The 18182-nt window shown below is 37.4% G+C and carries 14 protein-coding genes; 5 read left to right on the top strand and 9 right to left on the bottom strand.

What is annotated here, in order from left to right; genetic code table 11:
- Positions 1 to 3 precede the first annotated feature (3 nt).
- The 6 genes from ABR854_RS02890 to ABR854_RS02915 form a co-directional block, all read right to left on the bottom strand.
- On the bottom strand, positions 4 to 633 hold the full coding sequence (locus ABR854_RS02890; protein WP_350263846.1) for an LON peptidase substrate-binding domain-containing protein: 630 nt from the start codon (positions 631 to 633) through the stop codon (positions 4 to 6).
- A 105-nt stretch (positions 634 to 738) separates the two neighbouring features.
- Complete coding sequence (locus tag ABR854_RS02895) at positions 739 to 1257, bottom strand: gliding motility lipoprotein GldH (protein WP_350263847.1); 519 nt, start codon at positions 1255 to 1257, stop codon at positions 739 to 741.
- Positions 1258 to 1341: 84 nt separating this feature from the next.
- Positions 1342 to 3234, bottom strand: coding sequence for a PSP1 domain-containing protein (locus ABR854_RS02900; protein WP_350263848.1), 1893 nt, complete (start codon positions 3232 to 3234; stop codon positions 1342 to 1344).
- A gap of 337 nt (positions 3235 to 3571) precedes the next feature.
- A complete protein-coding gene (gene purD / locus ABR854_RS02905; RefSeq protein WP_350263849.1) occupies positions 3572 to 4864 on the bottom strand; it encodes a phosphoribosylamine--glycine ligase in 1293 nt (430 codons plus the stop codon).
- A 159-nt stretch (positions 4865 to 5023) separates the two neighbouring features.
- Positions 5024 to 5425, bottom strand: a complete 402-nt coding sequence (locus tag ABR854_RS02910; RefSeq protein ID WP_350263850.1) for a hypothetical protein — start codon at positions 5423 to 5425, stop codon at positions 5024 to 5026.
- 40 nt (positions 5426 to 5465) lie between these two features.
- Positions 5466 to 6200: a hypothetical protein gene (locus tag ABR854_RS02915; RefSeq protein WP_350263851.1), complete on the bottom strand. Its 735-nt coding sequence runs from the start codon at positions 6198 to 6200 to the stop codon at positions 5466 to 5468.
- 143 nt (positions 6201 to 6343) lie between these two features.
- Between ABR854_RS02915 and ABR854_RS02920 the strand changes: the two genes are divergently transcribed.
- The 3 genes from ABR854_RS02920 to ABR854_RS02930 all read left to right on the top strand — a co-directional run bounded on the left by ABR854_RS02920 (position 6344) and on the right by ABR854_RS02930 (position 11146).
- Complete coding sequence (locus tag ABR854_RS02920; RefSeq protein ID WP_350263852.1) at positions 6344 to 6781, top strand: hypothetical protein; 438 nt, start codon at positions 6344 to 6346, stop codon at positions 6779 to 6781.
- A 145-nt stretch (positions 6782 to 6926) separates the two neighbouring features.
- Positions 6927 to 9467: a cytochrome c biogenesis protein CcsA gene (gene ccsA / locus ABR854_RS02925; protein WP_350263853.1), complete on the top strand. Its 2541-nt coding sequence runs from the start codon at positions 6927 to 6929 to the stop codon at positions 9465 to 9467.
- A gap of 260 nt (positions 9468 to 9727) precedes the next feature.
- Positions 9728 to 11146 (top strand): hypothetical protein, encoded by a 1419-nt coding sequence (locus ABR854_RS02930; RefSeq protein ID WP_350263854.1) that lies wholly within the window; start codon positions 9728 to 9730, stop codon positions 11144 to 11146.
- Between the two features lie 63 nt (positions 11147 to 11209).
- Here the strand turns inward: ABR854_RS02930 and ABR854_RS02935 are convergent, their stop codons facing one another.
- The 3 genes from ABR854_RS02935 to ABR854_RS02945 are packed head-to-tail and all read right to left on the bottom strand — an operon-like array spanning position 11210 to position 15457.
- Positions 11210 to 12730, bottom strand: a complete 1521-nt coding sequence (locus ABR854_RS02935; protein ID WP_350263855.1) for an ELWxxDGT repeat protein — start codon at positions 12728 to 12730, stop codon at positions 11210 to 11212.
- Between the two features lie 20 nt (positions 12731 to 12750).
- Positions 12751 to 15126, bottom strand: a complete 2376-nt coding sequence (locus ABR854_RS02940) for a YCF48-related protein (protein ID WP_350263856.1) — start codon at positions 15124 to 15126, stop codon at positions 12751 to 12753.
- 43 nt (positions 15127 to 15169) lie between these two features.
- A complete protein-coding gene (locus ABR854_RS02945) occupies positions 15170 to 15457 on the bottom strand; it encodes a LytTR family transcriptional regulator DNA-binding domain-containing protein (RefSeq protein WP_350263857.1) in 288 nt (95 codons plus the stop codon).
- A gap of 251 nt (positions 15458 to 15708) precedes the next feature.
- On the opposite strand from ABR854_RS02945, the gene ABR854_RS02950 reads away from it, so the two are divergent.
- Both ABR854_RS02950 and ABR854_RS02955 read left to right on the top strand, forming a co-directional pair.
- A complete protein-coding gene (locus ABR854_RS02950) occupies positions 15709 to 17487 on the top strand; it encodes a sensor histidine kinase (RefSeq protein WP_350263858.1) in 1779 nt (592 codons plus the stop codon).
- 6 nt (positions 17488 to 17493) lie between these two features.
- Positions 17494 to 18114 (top strand): response regulator, encoded by a 621-nt coding sequence (locus ABR854_RS02955; RefSeq protein ID WP_350263859.1) that lies wholly within the window; start codon positions 17494 to 17496, stop codon positions 18112 to 18114.
- The last annotated feature ends 68 nt before the right edge of the window (positions 18115 to 18182 follow it).

Genomic DNA, 18182 nt, shown 5'->3' on the forward strand with positions numbered 1-18182 from the left:
TTCCTAAAAATTCAAAGGGTCGAGTTCTTTAAAGTGGCCATTCATGGCGATTCTCTCTTTGGTTCGTTCGACTTCAGTCACCACAGGAATAATTCTTTCGAGGTGATCAATCAGAATTTCTTGTCTAATTTTTTCGCTGGAAGTTGTCAAAATCTCGTATTCTTCTTGCATCGAAATGCCAATTTTATGAGCAATTCGATAGCTAAAAGGCATATATTCTGGCTTTTCGTAGTCAACTTTTACTTTCAAAAGTCGATACAGTTTTTCGACCAAACTTAATAAATATGGGTTAATAACTTCGCTCAAATCTTCATTCTCTACAAAAACCACATCGCCTCCAGCGTATAATTTATCTTTGGCTGGATTCTGAAAATCGACGATTCTGAAAATACGTAAGCCCTTGGTTTTAATGTCCATTCGGCCATCGCCGTAGCGTTTAGAGAGTTGTTTGACTTCTACTTCTGTGCCATAACCAAGTAATTTACTATTCACAAACGAAGGTATTCCGAAAGTTTTTTTTTCGTCGAGACACTCGTTAATTAACTGACGATAACGAGGTTCGAATATATGTAGATTGAGGTCTTCATGCGGAAAGACCACTAAATTTAGCGGGAAAAGAGGTATAAAAGGCATAAAATTCAGAGTTCTTAGTTTTTGACAGGCTTTCCTGTTAGATGCTGAGTTATCTGGTTTAAAACTTATAACTCAGGTTTAAAACTTCAAACTTCAAATAATAGATTATTGTTTTGGCGGTAATGGTTTTTCAACGCTTACACCAACCGACATCACGTACGGGAGCGGGTCTTGACGCATATATTGCTTCAATTTTATCGTATATTTCCCTTTCTTGGGAAACATGTAATTACGAGTTGAAAGCACTTTATGGTCCCAGATATCGCCCAATCCTTCACCTAATGGCTTTCCAGTTTTCGGGTCAAAAAGCGTCACTTCTTCGAGGCGATTGCTAATTTGTTTGCCATCTGGCCCGTAGATGTAGCGAGTTACATAAAGGTTATTGTAAGGATATTGAGAAGCATTACGAATCAAGAGATAGATATTGTAAGGCACGGTTTCGTCTTTGACTTCAAACGTAAACGAAGGAATGTTTTTTACGTACCAATTGGTATCTTTCAAATCTTCGTAAGATTTAAAAATTGCATTACTATCGCACGATAAAACCCACACCGAAAGCACGAGCATGGAGCTAATAGTCAATGATTTTTTAAAGAATTTCACCAATTTTTGTTTATTATTCATCTATCTAATCTTATTTTTCGACTGTACCTATTTTGAAACGGACGTGATACCCATTTTATGTTTATCACGTCCGTTTTTATTTAATTATTGTTGCTCAGTGTTTGGCTTATTGGGCGGAGTTGGATTTGGTTTTTCGCCACCTTGCTTATTCTGAGGGTTATTGTTTGGCCCACTACCTTTTTTGTGCTGAGGATGCTGCGGTTTCCCTTGGCTTCCTCCTTGGTTATTCGGGCGATTCTGATTCTGTTGCGGGTTTGGTTTTCCGCCTTGCTGCGAAGGCTGAGGAGTATTTGGTTGTTTTGCTCCTTGTCCTTGCGGAGATCCACCCTGCGGTTGCCCTTGCTTGTTAGGGTTTTGTCCGCCCTGTTGCTGTGGCCTTGGTTGTTGACTCGCCTGTTTTTGCTGGTTATTTGGTTGTCCTCCCTGCTGATTCGGATTTCCGCCTTGTTTATTCGGGTTTGGTTGGTTTTTCCCTTGATTTTGCTGAGAACCCCCTTGCGGAGAGCCGCCCTGTTGTGGTTTTTGTCCACCCTGCGGAGGATTATTTGCTTGAACCGCATTATTACGATTCTGGTTATTTGCCCCTTGCTGATTATTTTTTTGAGGATTATTCCCTTGCTTTTGTGGAGAGCTGCCCTGCTGATTACCTTGTGGTTTTCCACCTTGCGGAGAGCCGCCCTGCGGAGAGCCACCCTGCGGTTGTCCGCCTTTGTTCTGTGGTTGATTATTGTTTTTCGGAGCAATGACTTCTTGTTTAGCCACATCTGGATTATTATTTCCACGATTTTGTTGCGGCTGATTTGGGCGATTTTGTTGGTTTTTATTGCCTGAATTTTGCTGTGGCTTTTTGCCTTTATCAGTATATTTTTTATCCAGACGGTCTAAATCTGAGTTTCTTGGAGCGTTTTTATCAACTACTACCGAATCAATCAGATTTAGGTCTTCCAACGAATTTGGCAAAATACCTTTTTCATTCATCTTCATGATTTCTACCACTTGATGAATCGGTAATGAATGCCAATTAATGTCGTTGTTGTAGCTAAACCACATGATACGACGGAAAATGTCAGTTTTCTGCAAAACAGCAATTCCTTTTTCAGTTTTCAGAGGTTTTTCTACCGTCGGAATATCGCTTAGAGCATCGAGATAGGTCTCTAATTCGTAGTTTAAACAACATTTCAAACGCCCGCACTGACCCGAAAGTTTGGCAGGATTGAGCGAAAGATTTTGATAACGAGCTGCCGAAGTCGGAATCGCACGGAAATCAGTGAGCCATGTTGAGCAACATAATTCACGACCACACGAGCCAATTCCTCCCACACGAGCTGCTTCTTGACGCAAACTGATTTGTTTCATTTCGACCCTGATTTTAAATTCAGAAGCCAAAAGTTTAATCATTTCACGAAAATCAACACGGTCATCGGCTGAATAATAGAATGTAGCTTTGGTATTATCAGACTGAAATTCTACGTCCGACATCTTCATTTGTAGCTTTAATTCCTTCGAGATTTCACGCACACGATACATCGTTGGCATATCACGAGCAATGGCCTGCTGGTGCTTTTCGAGGTCTCGCTCGGTGCTTACTCGTAGAATTTTTCGGAGTTCGTCGTTGTCTTTGAGGCCTTTTTTAATCATTTGCAGACGAACCAATTCGCCTTGCAAAGAAACACTACCGATATGATAGCCCGAAGCCATTTCGCAAACCACGAAATCGCCTGTGTAAAGGTCCAGATTATTGGCATTACGGAAATATTCTTTTCGTCCGCCTTTAAATTTTACTTCGACTACATCATAACGCATCGAGCGTGGTACGTCCATGTTAGACAACCAGTCGTAAGCGTTCATTTTATTGCATCCACCCGTCGAGCAGCCTCCAGAAGAGCATCCTGCTACGGTTTTATGATTCGATTTTTCGGTTTGGCCTATTGCTTTAACTGCTCCACAACCTCCCGATGAACATTGTCCACAGCCCATTTTTGTATGTATATATATAGTTCAACCCACGAATGGGTTTAATGAAAACTTAGGCTTAAAGCCTAATAATTGTTTGTTATTTTGATTAAAAATAACAAATCGGTATTAAATATTCCGTTAGGAATTAAATATTGGTAAAATATATAGAAGAACATTATTTTCATGCCATAGGTATGAAACTTCAATCATCTGTTAAATTTCAATACTACGTCTGAACGTGAGAATGAAATTATTTTACCGTAGCGACAAACGCCGATTCATAATCCCAAATGGGATTTGATTTTTTAATATTTCGGAGAAATATTAGTCACTTATTCTGACAGGTTTTACGCCCATCTTACGATTCGAGATACTTCAATAAATCTTTCCCGATGTCGTTTCGGAAATATTTTCCGTCAAATATAATCTTTTTTGCCATTGTCTGCGACTTTTTACGTGCAGAATTTAGCGTGCGTGCCATTCCAGTCGTTACAATTACTCGCCCCCCGTTGGTTTGTACTGAACCATCAGTAGCGATTTTTGTGCCAGCATGGAAAATAATCGTATCTTTTTCGGCTTCTGGAATCGTCATTACATCGCCTTTGCGATAATCTTCGGGATAACCCTTTGCTACCGAAACTGTTGCGATAGCTGCTTTTGGGTTAACCGTAAGTTTGATTTTATCCAGTTTACCGTCGGCCGTTGCTTTCATCAATTTTACCATGTCGGTCTTGATTCTTGGCAAAACTACTTCCGTTTCGGGGTCGCCCATACGAGCATTGTACTCAATTACGTAAGGTTCTCCATCGACATTCATTAGTCCAACGAAAATAAAACCTACATATTTGATCCCTTCAGCTTGCAAACCTTCGAGCGTTGGTTTTACGACTCTTTCTTCAACTTTTCCCAAGAACTCAGCATCGGCAAATGGCACTGGCGACACAGCCCCCATTCCACCTGTATTTAAGCCTTTATCATTTACGCCGATACGCTTATAATCTTTGGCTTCGGGTAAAATTTTGTAGTTTTTACCATCGGTTAAGACAAATACAGAAAGTTCAATACCCGAAAGGTATTGCTCAATGAGTACTTTGCTGCTCGCATCACCAAATTTGGCTTCGGCAAGCATTTCGTGCAAGGTTTGACGGGCTTCGGCTTTAGTTTCGGCAATGATTACTCCTTTTCCTGCGGCTAAACCATCTGCTTTCAGTACGATTGGTAAAGATTGAGTTTCGAGATAAGCTAAACCTTCTTGTAAAGTGTCTTTTGTGAACGTTTGTGAAGCCCCCGCAGGAATGTTATACTTCTGCATGAAGCCTTTCGAGAAGTCTTTGCTTCCTTCGAGTCTTGCCCCAGAAGCATCTGGCCCAACGATTTTTATTTTCTTGAGAGCTTTGTCTTTCTTGAAAAAATCGACAATTCCACGCACCAAAGGCTCTTCGGGGCCTACGATTACCATTTCGATTTTATTTTCCTTTACGGCATTGCCAATGGCTTCAAAATCATTTACACCGATTGGCAAATTAGTTGCAATTTGTGCTGTTCCTGCATTACCAGGAGCCACGAAAAGATTTGTACAGTTTTTTGATTGTGCAATTTTCCAAGCAAAAGTATGCTCACGTCCACCCGAACCAAGTATTAGAATATTCATTGAAATTAGAATCTTTGTATTTTGAACTCGTAAAGTTCGTCAAGTTTTTTGTAAAATAATAGAATTGAGGGGTAATGGTTAATGATTAATGGTGAATGATTAACGTAAAGTATTGATAATCAAAAGTATGCAGCAATTCAACTTTACTATTTTGTATAATTATACTATGGTATTTTTTGAAGAAAATGAGAGTTCTACATAAACTAAACCGAGTATTATCAAGATTTCTCCTATAAAATATATTATTCCTAAAATGGTAAGTTGTTGATAAAGAACTATTACGAGGATTGCTGTAAGAAGGCAATACATCAAATTAGCTATCGCAATTATTTTTAAGTATGTTGACCAATTTTTACCTACAAAAAAATAACAATTCATTGAATAAACTGCGAAAATACAGGCCAAAATTGATAAAACACAAAGGTGTTTTTGCGGCATACCGAAAGCATCTTCAAACTTTCTTAGTATTACACCCGTAAGAAATGCCGTAAGCAATGCACCTAAACCATCAATTAGGAAAAGGCTTTTAGGATTGAGGGTGAGCCTATCAAGTATTTTCATTTTTTGTTTGTATGTGACTGATAATCAACACCTTTAAAAATTAAAACTCAAATTTTCCGTCCTTTTCAGTTTTGTTGATGATTCTGAAAATTTCTTTTTTGCCTTTCAAAGAAATCTTGCGAGAAACTTCAACGGCCGAAGTAAAATAAGCAATTTTGGTAAAAAGTTCGCCTTGCCCGAAAAAGTCTTTTTGGGTGTTTAGTTCATTCAGCGGAATCGGAACTGGGCTTAGATAATTCAATTCGGTTCGGTAATCTATGTAGCGTTGGATAGAATCTTGGCTACTCACGAAACGATAATCGAGCATCAGAGCTAAGCCTTCATCAAACCATGCAGGAATCTCTTTTTTTGTTTTCCACCAGCCCAGTTTGGTCATGAGTTCGTCGTGACACATTTCGTGGGCAATCACATCAACGTTTAGACCATCTTGATTCAAAATTATCCACGACCCGAGCGGTGTTCCGATACTAAAACCCGCTCCTTCGGTGGTTTTGGCGTATTTTTGGTAAGTTGTTGAATTTTTACAAAAAATAATTTTTGCTTGCCCGTTTTTACTTCCCCAAAAACCATTTAGGCGTTTTTCGGCACTTTCAACATACTTTATCAATGAATCTTGCTGCTTTTGCGATGTTTTTTTTTCTACGAAAATGTTTGGTTTAATTTCTTGAAAATTATCGTATTCTACAAAAAAGCACCGCAAAAATTGCGGGAAAAGCCATGCGAATAGCAAGGATAAAGTAATTAATGTATAAGAAAAGTATTTCAGAAACTTCATTTGATTGTTTTTAATATTTCGGCGAACTTCCAGTTCACCCCACAGATGTAACAAAACCTGTATCTGCGAAGTTATGTTATTAAATGATTATGGCGTAACTTCGCACAAAATTTTAATAATCTTACTTACAAAATTCATAAATTATGTATTCAGTCATTCTAACAATTCACTCATATTTGGCTTTTGTGGCACTTGCATTATTGGCAGCCGCCACTATTAACGGAATTATTGGCTCAACAAGCGAGAAAAGTTTTGAAGCGAATCACCTCAAAATCAACAAGTTTGCTTTGATAGCTACACACACGATGTTTTTGTTAGGTCTGATTTTATTATTCGTTTCGCCAAATGCTCAGGCTGCTTTTGCCGATATGAAAACAACAATGTCAAATTCTGCCAGCAGAAGTGCCTACATCGAACACCCGACTATTAACCTCATCGCGGTAGTTTTGGTTACAATCGGTAATGCTCGTGTGAAACGTGCCGTTGGTAATGGTCGCAAATTTAAGCAATCAGCTATTTTCTTTGGCTTGGCTTTGGTTCTAATTCTTAGTCGTATTCCTTGGTCAACTTGGTTAGGTTGATACTTTTTTAGTCCACGGCTTACAGTTGACAGTCCACAGTGGGGACTTCAGAGTTTTGGCTGTTTGCTATCTTCAATACAAACTAAACATAATTATTTTGGGGGTAAAAACTGCTTCAGTTTTTATGCCTCATACAATATTTATCATGTTAAGACCATACGTTGGGAATATCGGACATATTTCCGTAATTATATCTTTTGTGGCTGCCGTTGTCTCGACTTATGCCTATTGGCAAGCCACTCGTCCGCAAATTTTGAGTAGTAAACAAATAACTGAACAATGGCTTAAATTTGCTCGTGGAGCGTTTTATGTGCACACTTTGGCTATTTTTACTATTTGTGCTTCATTATTAAGTATTATTTTCAACCATTATTTTGAATATCACTACGCTTGGGATAATTCTTCGTGGAGTTTGCCTTTTGGTTATGCCATTTCTTGTTTTTGGCAAGACCAAGAAGGAAGTTTCTTGCTTTGGATGTTCTGGAATGTTGTTTTGGGTGTTTTATTAATCAACACTACGCTTCGCAAAACCCGCAATGCAAGCATCGAAGCTCCAACAATGACAATTTTTGCGTTGGTGCAAGTTTTCTTGGCTTCGATGATTTTGGGTGTGGTGCTTTGGGGAGATTTTAAAGTTGGAAGTTCGCCATTTTTGACTCTGAAAGAATCAATGCCGAATATTCCAATTTGGAAAACGAATCCAGACTTTGTGCCAAAAGATGGTAACGGATTGAATCCATTATTACAAAATTATTGGATGGTGATTCACCCTCCTACCCTATTTTTAGGTTTTGCGATGACGCTCGTTCCGTTTGCCTTTTGTATGGCTGGACTTTGGAAAAGACAATATACGGAGTGGATAAAACCTGCATTACCTTGGACTTTAACTGCGGCGGTTGTTCTCGGAACAGGAATTATGATGGGTGGAATTTGGGCTTACGAAACCCTCAATTTTGGCGGTTATTGGAACTGGGACCCCGTTGAAAATGCCGTTTATGTGCCGTGGTTGGTTTTGGTGGGAAGTTTCCACACAATGCTCATGGCTCGTAAAAATAGTACAGCTCTGAAATACACCATTATTTTGGTTCTTGCTCAATTTATCTTGATAGTTTATTCAACGTTTTTGGCACGCAGTGGTATTCTTGGAAATGCTTCGGTTCACTCATTTACTGACTTGGGGCTTTCTGGGCAATTATTGATTTACTTGCTGACTTTCATCGTTGTTTCGGTTGTACTTTCAAGTATTCGATGGAAACATTTACCACAAGATGAAGCAGAAATCTCAACATTTTCTCGTGAATTTTGGGTATTTTCGGGTGTTTTAATGCTTTGCTTGGCAGGTTTTCAAGTAATCGTTACGACTTCGATTCCTGTTTATAATAAAGTAGGAGAAATTTTTGGGGCAAAACTCAACATGGCTTTGCCAACTAATCAGGTCGAACACTTTACGCAGTTTCAGATGTGGTTCTTTGTTTTGATTACTGCTCTTTCGGGCGTTGCTCAGTTTTTTTGGTGGAAACGTATCCAAAAAGAAAGTCTTAACAAGCTAATCAATCCGCTCGTAATCAGCCTTTTAGCTTCGGCATTAATTATCACTTTTGCTAAAGTAAATAACTGGAAATATATTATTTTACTAACAGCGGCTATGTTTAGCATTGTGGCCAATGGCAGTATTTTGTTGGATATTCTGAAAGGAAAATTCAAAGTTGCTGGTGGAGCAATTACGCACATTGGTTTAGCAGTAATGCTCATTGGAATCATGTTTTCGTCGGGCTACTCGAAAGTAGTTTCTTTGAATTTTTCGGGGGCAAAAATCTTTACCAACGAAAGCGATAATAAAGAAAATGCTTTATTGTGGCTCAATCGTCCAACTGAATTGAGTGAATTTTCATTTACTTACAAGGGGCAGTTTGTTGATGTAAGAAATGCACCTGGGTATATTGAGAAAAAATACGTTTGGCCTGTTCCTGGCAGTAATTATAAAGGAATTGCCCGTGCTGATGTTGTGGATGGCGATAAAACGTATTTTAAACGTGGCGATACGCTCGAATACGAAGCAGAAAACACCTACTTCCAGATTGAGTATTCGGACAAAGACGGCAAGAAGTTTAATCTTTATCCACGTGTGCAAGACAATGAGAAAATGGGAACGGTGCTTTCACCAGATATTAAGAAATTTTGGAATAAAGATATTTATGCTTTCGTTTCAGGCCCACCAGTGGCCGAAGATGAGCGTGACTGGAGTCGCCCCGAAGAATTTGCGGTAGCCGTTGGTGATACATTCTTTATCAATGACTACGTGGCGATTCTTGAAAATGTGGAAGGAATTAGAGAAGTGGATGGCATGCAATTAGCCGAAGGTGATGCAGCGGCTCGTGCAACTGTGAAAGTTTTGGACAGAAACGTTGCCGTTACGATGCGACCAGTTTTTGCAATTCGTGACCGTGAAGTCTGGAGTAAACCTGAAGTGAATAATGAAATGGGACTTCGCTTACAGTTATCTAAAATCGACCCAGTTTCGGGCAAATTTGCCTTTACTGTGAGTCGAGGTCAGCGAGAATTTCTCGTGCTAAAAGCCACCGAAAAACCGCATATTAACCTTCTTTGGATAGGTTTTTTCATGATTATTGTTGGTATTACGTTGGCAGCTATCCGTCGTTTTCAGATTGTGGCAGCCGAAGGATAAATTGGTTATTGCAATCCCTTACTGGAAAATTGGACATAAATGACCTTTCATTTCCCCCACAAAAAGTCTCTTTTTGCTCTATGTAGAAAGGGACTTTTTTATTGATATTTTTCAAAAAAACAACATTACAATATTCAAATTTGTTCTTTTCTACAATTCGATTATATTTTTATTTTAAATCAAATTAAATTCTCTGCACTCGACATTATGGCATGCTTTTTGGAAAAGGCTATACAGAAAATGATTAAGCGGAGACATTTATGAATCTTTACATCAAAACACATAACATCCTAATTCTACCTAACGCCATAAAAAGATTAGTTTTATTGGCTTTCCTATGCCTTACCTCACAAGTATTTGCTCAAGGAGAGCGAGGAGTCAATTTTATACGAGGAACTTTTGAAAATGCTCAAAAACTTGCCAAGCAACATGGCAAGCTGGTTTTTATATCTTATGAAAACTACGGTGGTAATAGCCGTTGGATGAATCAAAACGTATTTCCGACTTCTGAAGTAGGTAGTTTTTTCAATGAAAACTTTATAAGTTTGAAAATCAACTCTGAATCGCTCAGAGATAAATCTGCCAATAGTGAGTTTAAATATTATGGGGCATCTTCGGCATATTTTTTCTTTACTGCCGATGGCGAACTTATCTATAAATCACATTTTGCATCGAACCCAAAAGAATTATTGGCAGATGCCAACCGTGCAATTAAGGTAAACGAAAACTTTTTATCATTGGAATATCTTGATAAAATGTTCAGTAAAGGCGAGCAAAGCCCCGAAATGTTTTACTTATACTCGCTTAGACGTTTGCAAGCTGCTCACACTGGTAGCAATAAAGAGCGTGAGAAAAGCATCAAAGAACTCGATAAAGCAATCAGAGGCTATGCTCTGGGATTGGATAAGAAAAGTTTAGGTTCTGAGCAAAATATGTTGCTTTTGTGCGAATATCTTTATCAAACTAATAAAACATCGGATGATGAATTATTCAAGATTTTGATAAGTAATTCCGAAAATCTAAAAGGGTTCAATGAAGAAAATGCTAATGGGATTCGCCAACGAGTGAGCCGCATAATTGATAGATCTTTTAATCAAGCGATGCTCAATAAAAACGAAGATTTGATGAACTCGGCAGTTGCAGCCATTTCGCCTTTTTGGTACGAGAAAAGTACGCCGCTTTACAACAAAGAAATGCTAATGATGAGTTATCGAATTGAGTTTTACGAAATTACCAAGAACTGGGAAAATTATAGCCAAAGTATTAAATCATACCTCAATTATATTGATGCCATTGATGCCGAAGTTCTTACAAATCAATCAGTAGCAGAATTTAAAAAGTACGAAGATAAATCGAAGTTCACTTCCGAAGAATGGACATTACTTCGTGATGATATTTTGAGCGGTTATAACGAAGAAGTTGCTTACCAATTACGCCTTTATGGCTGGAGATTTGCCCAAAATATTACGGACAAAGAACAGCTAAAATTGCCTTTGAAATGGTTGGGTAAATCACTCAGAATTTCAGAAAACCCAATTGCAATGAAAACTTATTCTCAGTTATTATACAAAGTTGGCCGAGAAGAAGAAGCCAAAAAATATGCCGAAGATGCCATTAAAGTGGCTAAAGGGCAAGTAATAGCAAGAGATTTTAGAGAGGAGGACTCGAAGAGTCAGTAAAAATTTCTACAAGAGTGGTATTTTTTTAACCAATATGACCACTCTTGTATTTCATACATATTCTTAATTATTATTTTGTATTTTCCCTTCGTAAAAAACATTAATGCTTGGCAAAATCAAAGTACCTGTTTCTAAGAAAATAGCCTTTTTTGCAATGTCTATGGTACTTACAGTAGGCGTTAATTGACGATATACATAATGTTTTAAACCATCCACAGCAAATAGATTACCTCCTGCGATTGGAGAAATCCCTTTAAAATAATAACGCCCATTATAGATAGTTGCCCAACGATTATTAAGGTTTTCGTTTGGTGGTTCTGGAGAAATTACACCATTGGCAGTACCTGGGTTTAAATCTTGAACCATCATGGTTCCAGCTTCTGTACCATTGCTTTTCCAAATCTCACGACCGTTATCATCAGTCACTGCACTGAAATAACAAATTCCATCAATTACGCCCAAACCTTGAGGTCTTGAGTCGGCTGGGCCAGCATTAATATCTTTTACCATAAATGTGCCTGCAGCTGTGCCATCGCTCCTCCATAATTCAATTCCATTTGTAGGGTCTGTGGCCGTGAAGAAGAAAATGTTATCGTAATTTTGTTTAGGATAACTGTTGTAATCATTGGCACGAATAGGCATATACGGTGTAGTTCCTGCGGAAAAAGATATTACTTTAACCGTTCCACCGACAGTCCCATCACTTTTCCATAATTCATAAAGTCCAGACCCTGAGGCATTTGCTTCTCCAAAAAAATAAATTCCTGAAGATGTAGGGTACATAGAGTTAGGAGTTCCTCCAACATTATTAAATCCATCACAGACAGTACAAGTCCCTCCACAATCAAGATGGCAACCAGTTGCACCTAAAGTAATTGCCGCATTGCCAACAATTTTTCTCAATGAATAACCATGAGGTTGGTTATAAATAAAAAAAACATTTCCATTCCATTCGGTTAAGCTACTTGGTGCAACAGATTCTAATATTCCGCCATTATTTATCACCGCAAAGTTTAATTTTACAGTTCCAGCCGCTGTACCATCGGATTTCCATATATCAGCATGGTCTGAAATATAAGCGTAAGTTCCATCAGATACAATTTTATTTACTGGCATATCTTTGATTTTATAAGTACCTACTTCTGTACCGTCACTTCGCCAAAGATTTGTTCCATTTTCTGAGAAAAGAGCGATTCCGTTTAAATCATTAATATAGGTTGGAATCGAGCTAAGATTATCTTTAATCATCTGAACTTGGTTTGTTTCTCCATTAATTACCCATAAGCTATTGGACTGTCCAAAATAAATGTATTTTCCAGAGACTCCTCGTCTATCTGGATAAGGGTCAAAACCCATCCAATTTGTATTTGGTAGTAAAGTACCCAGAGAGTCTCCATTTGTTTTATAAATTCCATCAGGTCTATTAGAGCATCCTGCATTGCTGAAGAATAGATATCCTTTGTAGCTTATAAAATTTAAAGTCTGGTTAAGTGTGCCATCGCATCCTTGCCCAATTAGTGAGATTTGGGCTATACTTTGAAAAGAGCAAAGTAAGATTAGTAAGAAGTAAGTTATTTTTTTCATTCGATTTTTATATTATATTTTCAATTACACCCACCAATTTCGGCTTTGAAGACAGCTCCTATTTTTGCTTCAAAACTCGAATTAAGCGAAATACTATTACCAGCACGATAAGTAGTATTAATTCCTGTATTTATCATTTGAGTTGATATAATTGTTTGGTCTGCTCTTATATCACTACTAACAGCAACACCTGAAAGATTTTGTGTCGTAGGATTCGCTACTATTACCACTTGACTACTTGGAGAACTTGTACCACAAATCGTTGTACAAGTTGCCGAATAAGTACCTATTTGCGTGATATTCAGTGAGGTACCCGTACTACTATTACTCCAATTCACGCTTCCTTCACAACCACTTGCGGTCAAATTAATTGAGGTATTAGGACAAAGCGTTTGGTTTCCAGAGAGATTCAAAGTTGGTGATGACGGAATATTATTATTAACTACAATTGTATTAGAAAGACATACTTTATTGGAGTATTTCATTATAAAGGCTCGATTAAATGAAGGATTATGACCTACAACCCAACCACTATTACCATCGGGTAGCATAAAAATATCTCTGCTGATAGATACCGAAGATGCCTGAGAGGCATTACTGATATACTCGCGAGTAAATGATAAGCCACCATCTCGGGTCGAGTAAATAGAATTACCCATCGAATTATTAGAAGCAATGAACCATCCTCGATTTGCATCCAGAAAATACACTCCTCTGATTCCGTCAACTAAACTCTGTCCTGAAAAAGAAATATTTGTCCAATTACTGCCACCATCCGTTGTTTTTTGGGCATACGGTGCTGACCCTGCAATAATCCCTCCTATCCATCCGATATTAGCATTTATGAACGATAATCCGTAAATAAACGAATTATTAATTTGCGAAAATGATGTACTCCAAGTTGTTCCGCCATCAATTGTTTTTTTCACGATACCTTCTGAAAAATCAGATTTCCCACCCGAAACATAACCGACATTGGCATCTATAAATTGAACCTCAGAATAATAATCAGATGCTGTTACAGAATTATCAAGAGTTGCAACTGTCCAAGAAGCCCCCCCATTGGTTGTTTTCAAGACTATATATTGACCACCCACAGCCCAACCATTATTGGTGTCAGAGAAATATACATCATAAAGAGTGTTAATTGTACCACTTGCAACAGCCGACCAAGTAACTCCAGCATTGGTTGTTCTGAGAATTGTACCATTTTGCCCAACTATTAACCCATCAGTTTTATTAGTAAAGAATACTGAATGAAGCGATGATGTAGTACCACTTAGTTGTTGTGTCCAAGTTGTTCCACCATCCACAGTTTTGTAAATATTTCCACTACTACCAACAATCCACCCTTGAGCAGCATCAACAAAAAAAACACTATTCATAACAAAATTTACCGAAAAAGGCAAAACCGTCCAAGAGCCTTTTTCTGAGGTAGTTACTACTTGATATGTTCCTGCTTGATTTGGAGTAAAATTGACATTTGTAGCTCCTGTAACCTCTATTCCATCTCGAAGCCACTGAAGTGGAGCATTACCAAAACCCGTTGCTACGAGTTGTGAACCAACGCAACTATTTCCAGAAATTGTTGGTGTTGAATGAAAAGAAATCGGTAAACTATTACTCTGCGGACTGTTACATCCATTTTGATTACAAGTTGCTGTAAAAACACCATCAGTAGTTGTTGAAATTTGGAGTCCAGTGGCACCATTACTCCACAAGACTGTCCCCCCACAAGAAGATGCTGTAAGTATGGCGGTTGCTCCCGAGCAATAGCTTGTATTGTTTGAATTGATAACAAGTGCATTCGGTGTATTATTGACAGAGATTGTAGTCGAACTACTACATACGCCTACTGTACTACAAGAAGCAGTATAAGTAGTGGTCGTGGTTGGTGAAACCAAAAGATTTGTGCCTGTACTACCATTATTCCATGTGACCGTGCCGCTACAACCTGTTGCAGTAAGCATAGTTGAAGTACCCGAACAAAGAGTTGAAGGGCCATTCACAACCATTGAATTTGTACAATTTGCGGAGCAACTCTCTCCAGTAATTGTTCCGCCGAAAGCAGAACCACATGGAGGGTCACTCGTGTCACCAGCTACCGAACTCAATATATTTTCTTCAAAAGTAGATGGCCCAGATTGATTTCTTTGTACTAAATCCCAAGTTATATTTGTAGAGTTCCAGCGGATAATAAATTGACATCCTACTCCGTATTGTCCACTAAATGAATAAATGTACCGATTCTTACCATCATGACTACCCGAAAGGCTATAAGTTTGGTTGACCGAACCCGATGAACAGTAACTCAAAGAAGATATTGAACTGCCAGAAAGACTAACTTGTGCTTTAATGAGTAAAGGGAAAAACAAAAAGAATAAAAACTTTTTCATTTTATATAATTTTATGAATTTAACATCATTTTAATCAGAACTCTTACAAACCATCCACCACCCCTCTCCTCCGCCTACTCACCACAATACGCTCACCGTTTTTAAGTTGGACTTCTTTTTTATTACCGACTACATTCACTTTTTCGATGTAAATTGGGTTTATCAGATACGACTTATTGATACGCAGAAAACCTTCTACACGATTTTCGTGACGAGTAAGTGTATAACTACTGATGATTTTCCGACCATCGGTCAAGTGAAATTCAGTGTAGTTTACCGAAGCTCGCAAAAAAGCAATATCTTGTACTGGCGGAAGATTTAGGCGAGTCATAATTATCTTTGGCTTAAAATACTTTTACAAAATTCGAGACGAACTAATAGCCTTACAATACCCCTTTCGGGGGATTTTATCTACTGTCTGAACAGTATATTTTTGTTGATTGAATTTTACGCTCTCATTAGAAAGATACCAGTATGAAGTTTTTGTTTAAGGTTTCTATCCTCACATTCATTTATTTAGCTAAGGCAATACCCAGCTATTCGCAGCATATTGTTTTTCTACCGAAAGCTGAGAGAACTAAAATGATAGAACGTTTGAAGAAAGAAATTTCTATTTTGCAACAGCAGCCAACAAGTTTTAAAAATGACACTCTAATTTTCAGAAAATCAGATACATTATTTGTCCAAGAAAGTCTATTAAATCCAGAAACGCAATCTAACAACCTTAGGTTATTCAAAACAACTGAACAATTAAGAACTTCTTTTAAAAATTATAATTGGACACAAGGGGAATATGTACTAACGGTCTATCAATCTCAGATTCCAATTGTTAAAGGCAAAATTGATTCTTCTTATTATATACTAAAAGACCTTGATTCTAAAAAAGGACATATCTTAGCCCCATACGAGCAATGTTGGCTTAATATCAACTTAGCTGAAAAGCTGCTTTACTACAAAATAAAAAACAACAACCAAAATGCCTTTGACTACCTAAACAAAGCCTTAAAAATTGCTAAAGAACACGAAATTTGGGAGGTAATCCATAAAGTAAATGCCTTAAAAGGTGATTATTACATTCTGATAGGTAATTACAAAAAAGCACTTCCGTACTTTGAAACACAGTCAGTTTTATTTGAAAAACATGGAAATAGAAATTTGGGATATTATAGCGAAGGAGCAAATTGGGCACATTTAACAATTTGTTATTTGCATCTCAATATGAAGCGTAAGTTCCAGCATAGTTTAAAATTATTCAAACAAAACAATAATCCTGCGTATGGTGGGTACGCAAACTATCTCGAACATAAGATTTATTCTGAAATTAGCTCTTATAATATTCAGCAAAAACGATTTTTAGAAGCTCTCGAATCAGAAAAGCAATATCAAAATATTTTACTTAGTCGCTCCATACACGACCATTACAATCATTATTATAGACTTTATCAGATTTATAAAGGTTTGGGACAACTCAGCAAAGCCATTCAAGCATTCGAGAAATCTTCTGAGCTAAAAGAAAAAATTAATACCCAAGAGCTTAGCAAAAGTTTTAAGGACATTGAAGAAAAATACAATCTCGAAAAAAAAGAATCTGAAATAAATGAACTAAAAACCATTGCCCTCATCAAAGAGAATGAAAAACAAAGATACCAAAGAAATATCCTAATCTTTATAGTGATACTTGGTGTAGTTTTGGTATTTTTTATATTCCGAACCCTGAGTATTAATCGCAAAGCGACTGAATTAAAACTTTCCTTATCAAATTCGCAGAACCAGTTAGTCAAGCAAGTAATCCAAACTCAAGAAACCGAACGCCAACGTCTCGCTAAAGACCTTCATGACGATTTAGGTGGAACCCTTTCGGCTATTAAAGGCAAAATAGCCAACGAAAAAGCCAGTCAAGAAGCCATAAATTTAGTGGAAAAAGCTATTGATGATTTGAGATATATTTCCCGCAACCTCTCTCCTCCCGAACTCGAAAATGATGGACTCATAATTTCAATCAAAAATACCATTGATAGAATTCAACATGTGTCAAATATAAATTTCACTTTTATCACTTTCGGAGAAAAACAACGCTTACATCAAGATATTAAACTAAATATTTATCGAATAATTACCGAATTAATCAATAATATACTCAAACATTCAAAAGCCCAAAATGCTATCATTCAGTTAATCTATTATCAAGAAACTCTACAAATTTTGGTTGAAGATGATGGAATCGGAATAAAATCAGACAAAAATAATTGGGGAAGTGGACTAAAGAATATAAATTCGAGAGTTGAATTTCTGGGTGCAAAACTTAACATTGATTCAAGCCCCAAAGGAACAACAGTAACGATTGAAGTCCCAAAAAAGTAGCCAATAATGAAACCTAAACTGCTCATAGCAGATGACCATACACTGTTTAATGAAGGTGTAAAACAACTTATCTCTGACCACTATAACATCGTCGGCCAAGTATTTGATGGAAAAGATGTATTGATGATGGTTATGGTCACAAGGCCCGATGTAATTTTACTGGACATTAATTTACCATCAATCAATGGTTTTGATTTGACAACAGAACTAAGAAAAGCATTCGAGACTATCAAGATTGTTTTTGTTTCTATGTACACCGAGCCACGATTTATTGAGCAGTCGAAACAATTAAAAGTAGATGGCTATTTACTAAAAAACTCAACCAAAGAGGAATTAATTCTTGGTATTGATAGTGTACTGAATGGTGTAAATTACTACGACCCAAAACTAAATCAGCTCCGACAAAACCTACATCACGATGATTTTTTTGTAAAACAATTTTCGTTGACTCCACGAGAAATCGAGATAATAAGGATGATTAAAGACGGTATGAATACTACCGAAATTGCCGAGAAACTATTTCTGGGTCTCGAAACCGTCAAAACGCATCGAAAAAATATCTATTACAAACTTTCGATTACCAAATCGACTGAACTTATCAAGTTTGCTTTAGAAAACAGTATCTAATTTTGGTATTTTGAAAGGGTATTCGCCACAAAAAAGCCACACTACTCTTTCGAGCAACGTGGCAGATA

It is taken from the genome of Emticicia sp. W12TSBA100-4, assembly GCF_040253585.1.
Taxonomy (GTDB): domain Bacteria; phylum Bacteroidota; class Bacteroidia; order Cytophagales; family Spirosomataceae; genus Emticicia.

Bases quoted from the DNA above. Each gene is read 5' to 3' on its own strand.
- ABR854_RS02920 (WP_350263852.1), top strand. From the start codon at position 6,344: ATGTATTCAGTCATTCTAACAATTCACTCATATTTGGCTTTTGTGGCA.
- ccsA (WP_350263853.1), top strand. From the start codon at position 6,927: ATGTTAAGACCATACGTTGGGAATATCGGACATATTTCCGTAATTATA.
- ABR854_RS02950 (WP_350263858.1), top strand. From the start codon at position 15,709: ATGATAGAACGTTTGAAGAAAGAAATTTCTATTTTGCAACAGCAGCCA.
- ABR854_RS02935 (WP_350263855.1), bottom strand. From the start codon at position 12,730: ATGAAAAAAATAACTTACTTCTTACTAATCTTACTTTGCTCTTTTCAA.
- ABR854_RS02895 (WP_350263847.1), bottom strand. From the start codon at position 1,257: ATGAATAATAAACAAAAATTGGTGAAATTCTTTAAAAAATCATTGACT.
- ABR854_RS02890 (WP_350263846.1), bottom strand. From the start codon at position 633: ATGCCTTTTATACCTCTTTTCCCGCTAAATTTAGTGGTCTTTCCGCAT.
- ABR854_RS02945 (WP_350263857.1), bottom strand. From the start codon at position 15,457: ATGACTCGCCTAAATCTTCCGCCAGTACAAGATATTGCTTTTTTGCGA.
- ABR854_RS02910 (WP_350263850.1), bottom strand. From the start codon at position 5,425: ATGAAAATACTTGATAGGCTCACCCTCAATCCTAAAAGCCTTTTCCTA.
- ABR854_RS02915 (WP_350263851.1), bottom strand. From the start codon at position 6,200: ATGAAGTTTCTGAAATACTTTTCTTATACATTAATTACTTTATCCTTG.
- ABR854_RS02940 (WP_350263856.1), bottom strand. From the start codon at position 15,126: ATGAAAAAGTTTTTATTCTTTTTGTTTTTCCCTTTACTCATTAAAGCA.
- purD (WP_350263849.1), bottom strand. From the start codon at position 4,864: ATGAATATTCTAATACTTGGTTCGGGTGGACGTGAGCATACTTTTGCT.
- ABR854_RS02955 (WP_350263859.1), top strand. From the start codon at position 17,494: ATGAAACCTAAACTGCTCATAGCAGATGACCATACACTGTTTAATGAA.
- ABR854_RS02900 (WP_350263848.1), bottom strand. From the start codon at position 3,234: ATGGGCTGTGGACAATGTTCATCGGGAGGTTGTGGAGCAGTTAAAGCA.
- ABR854_RS02930 (WP_350263854.1), top strand. From the start codon at position 9,728: ATGAATCTTTACATCAAAACACATAACATCCTAATTCTACCTAACGCC.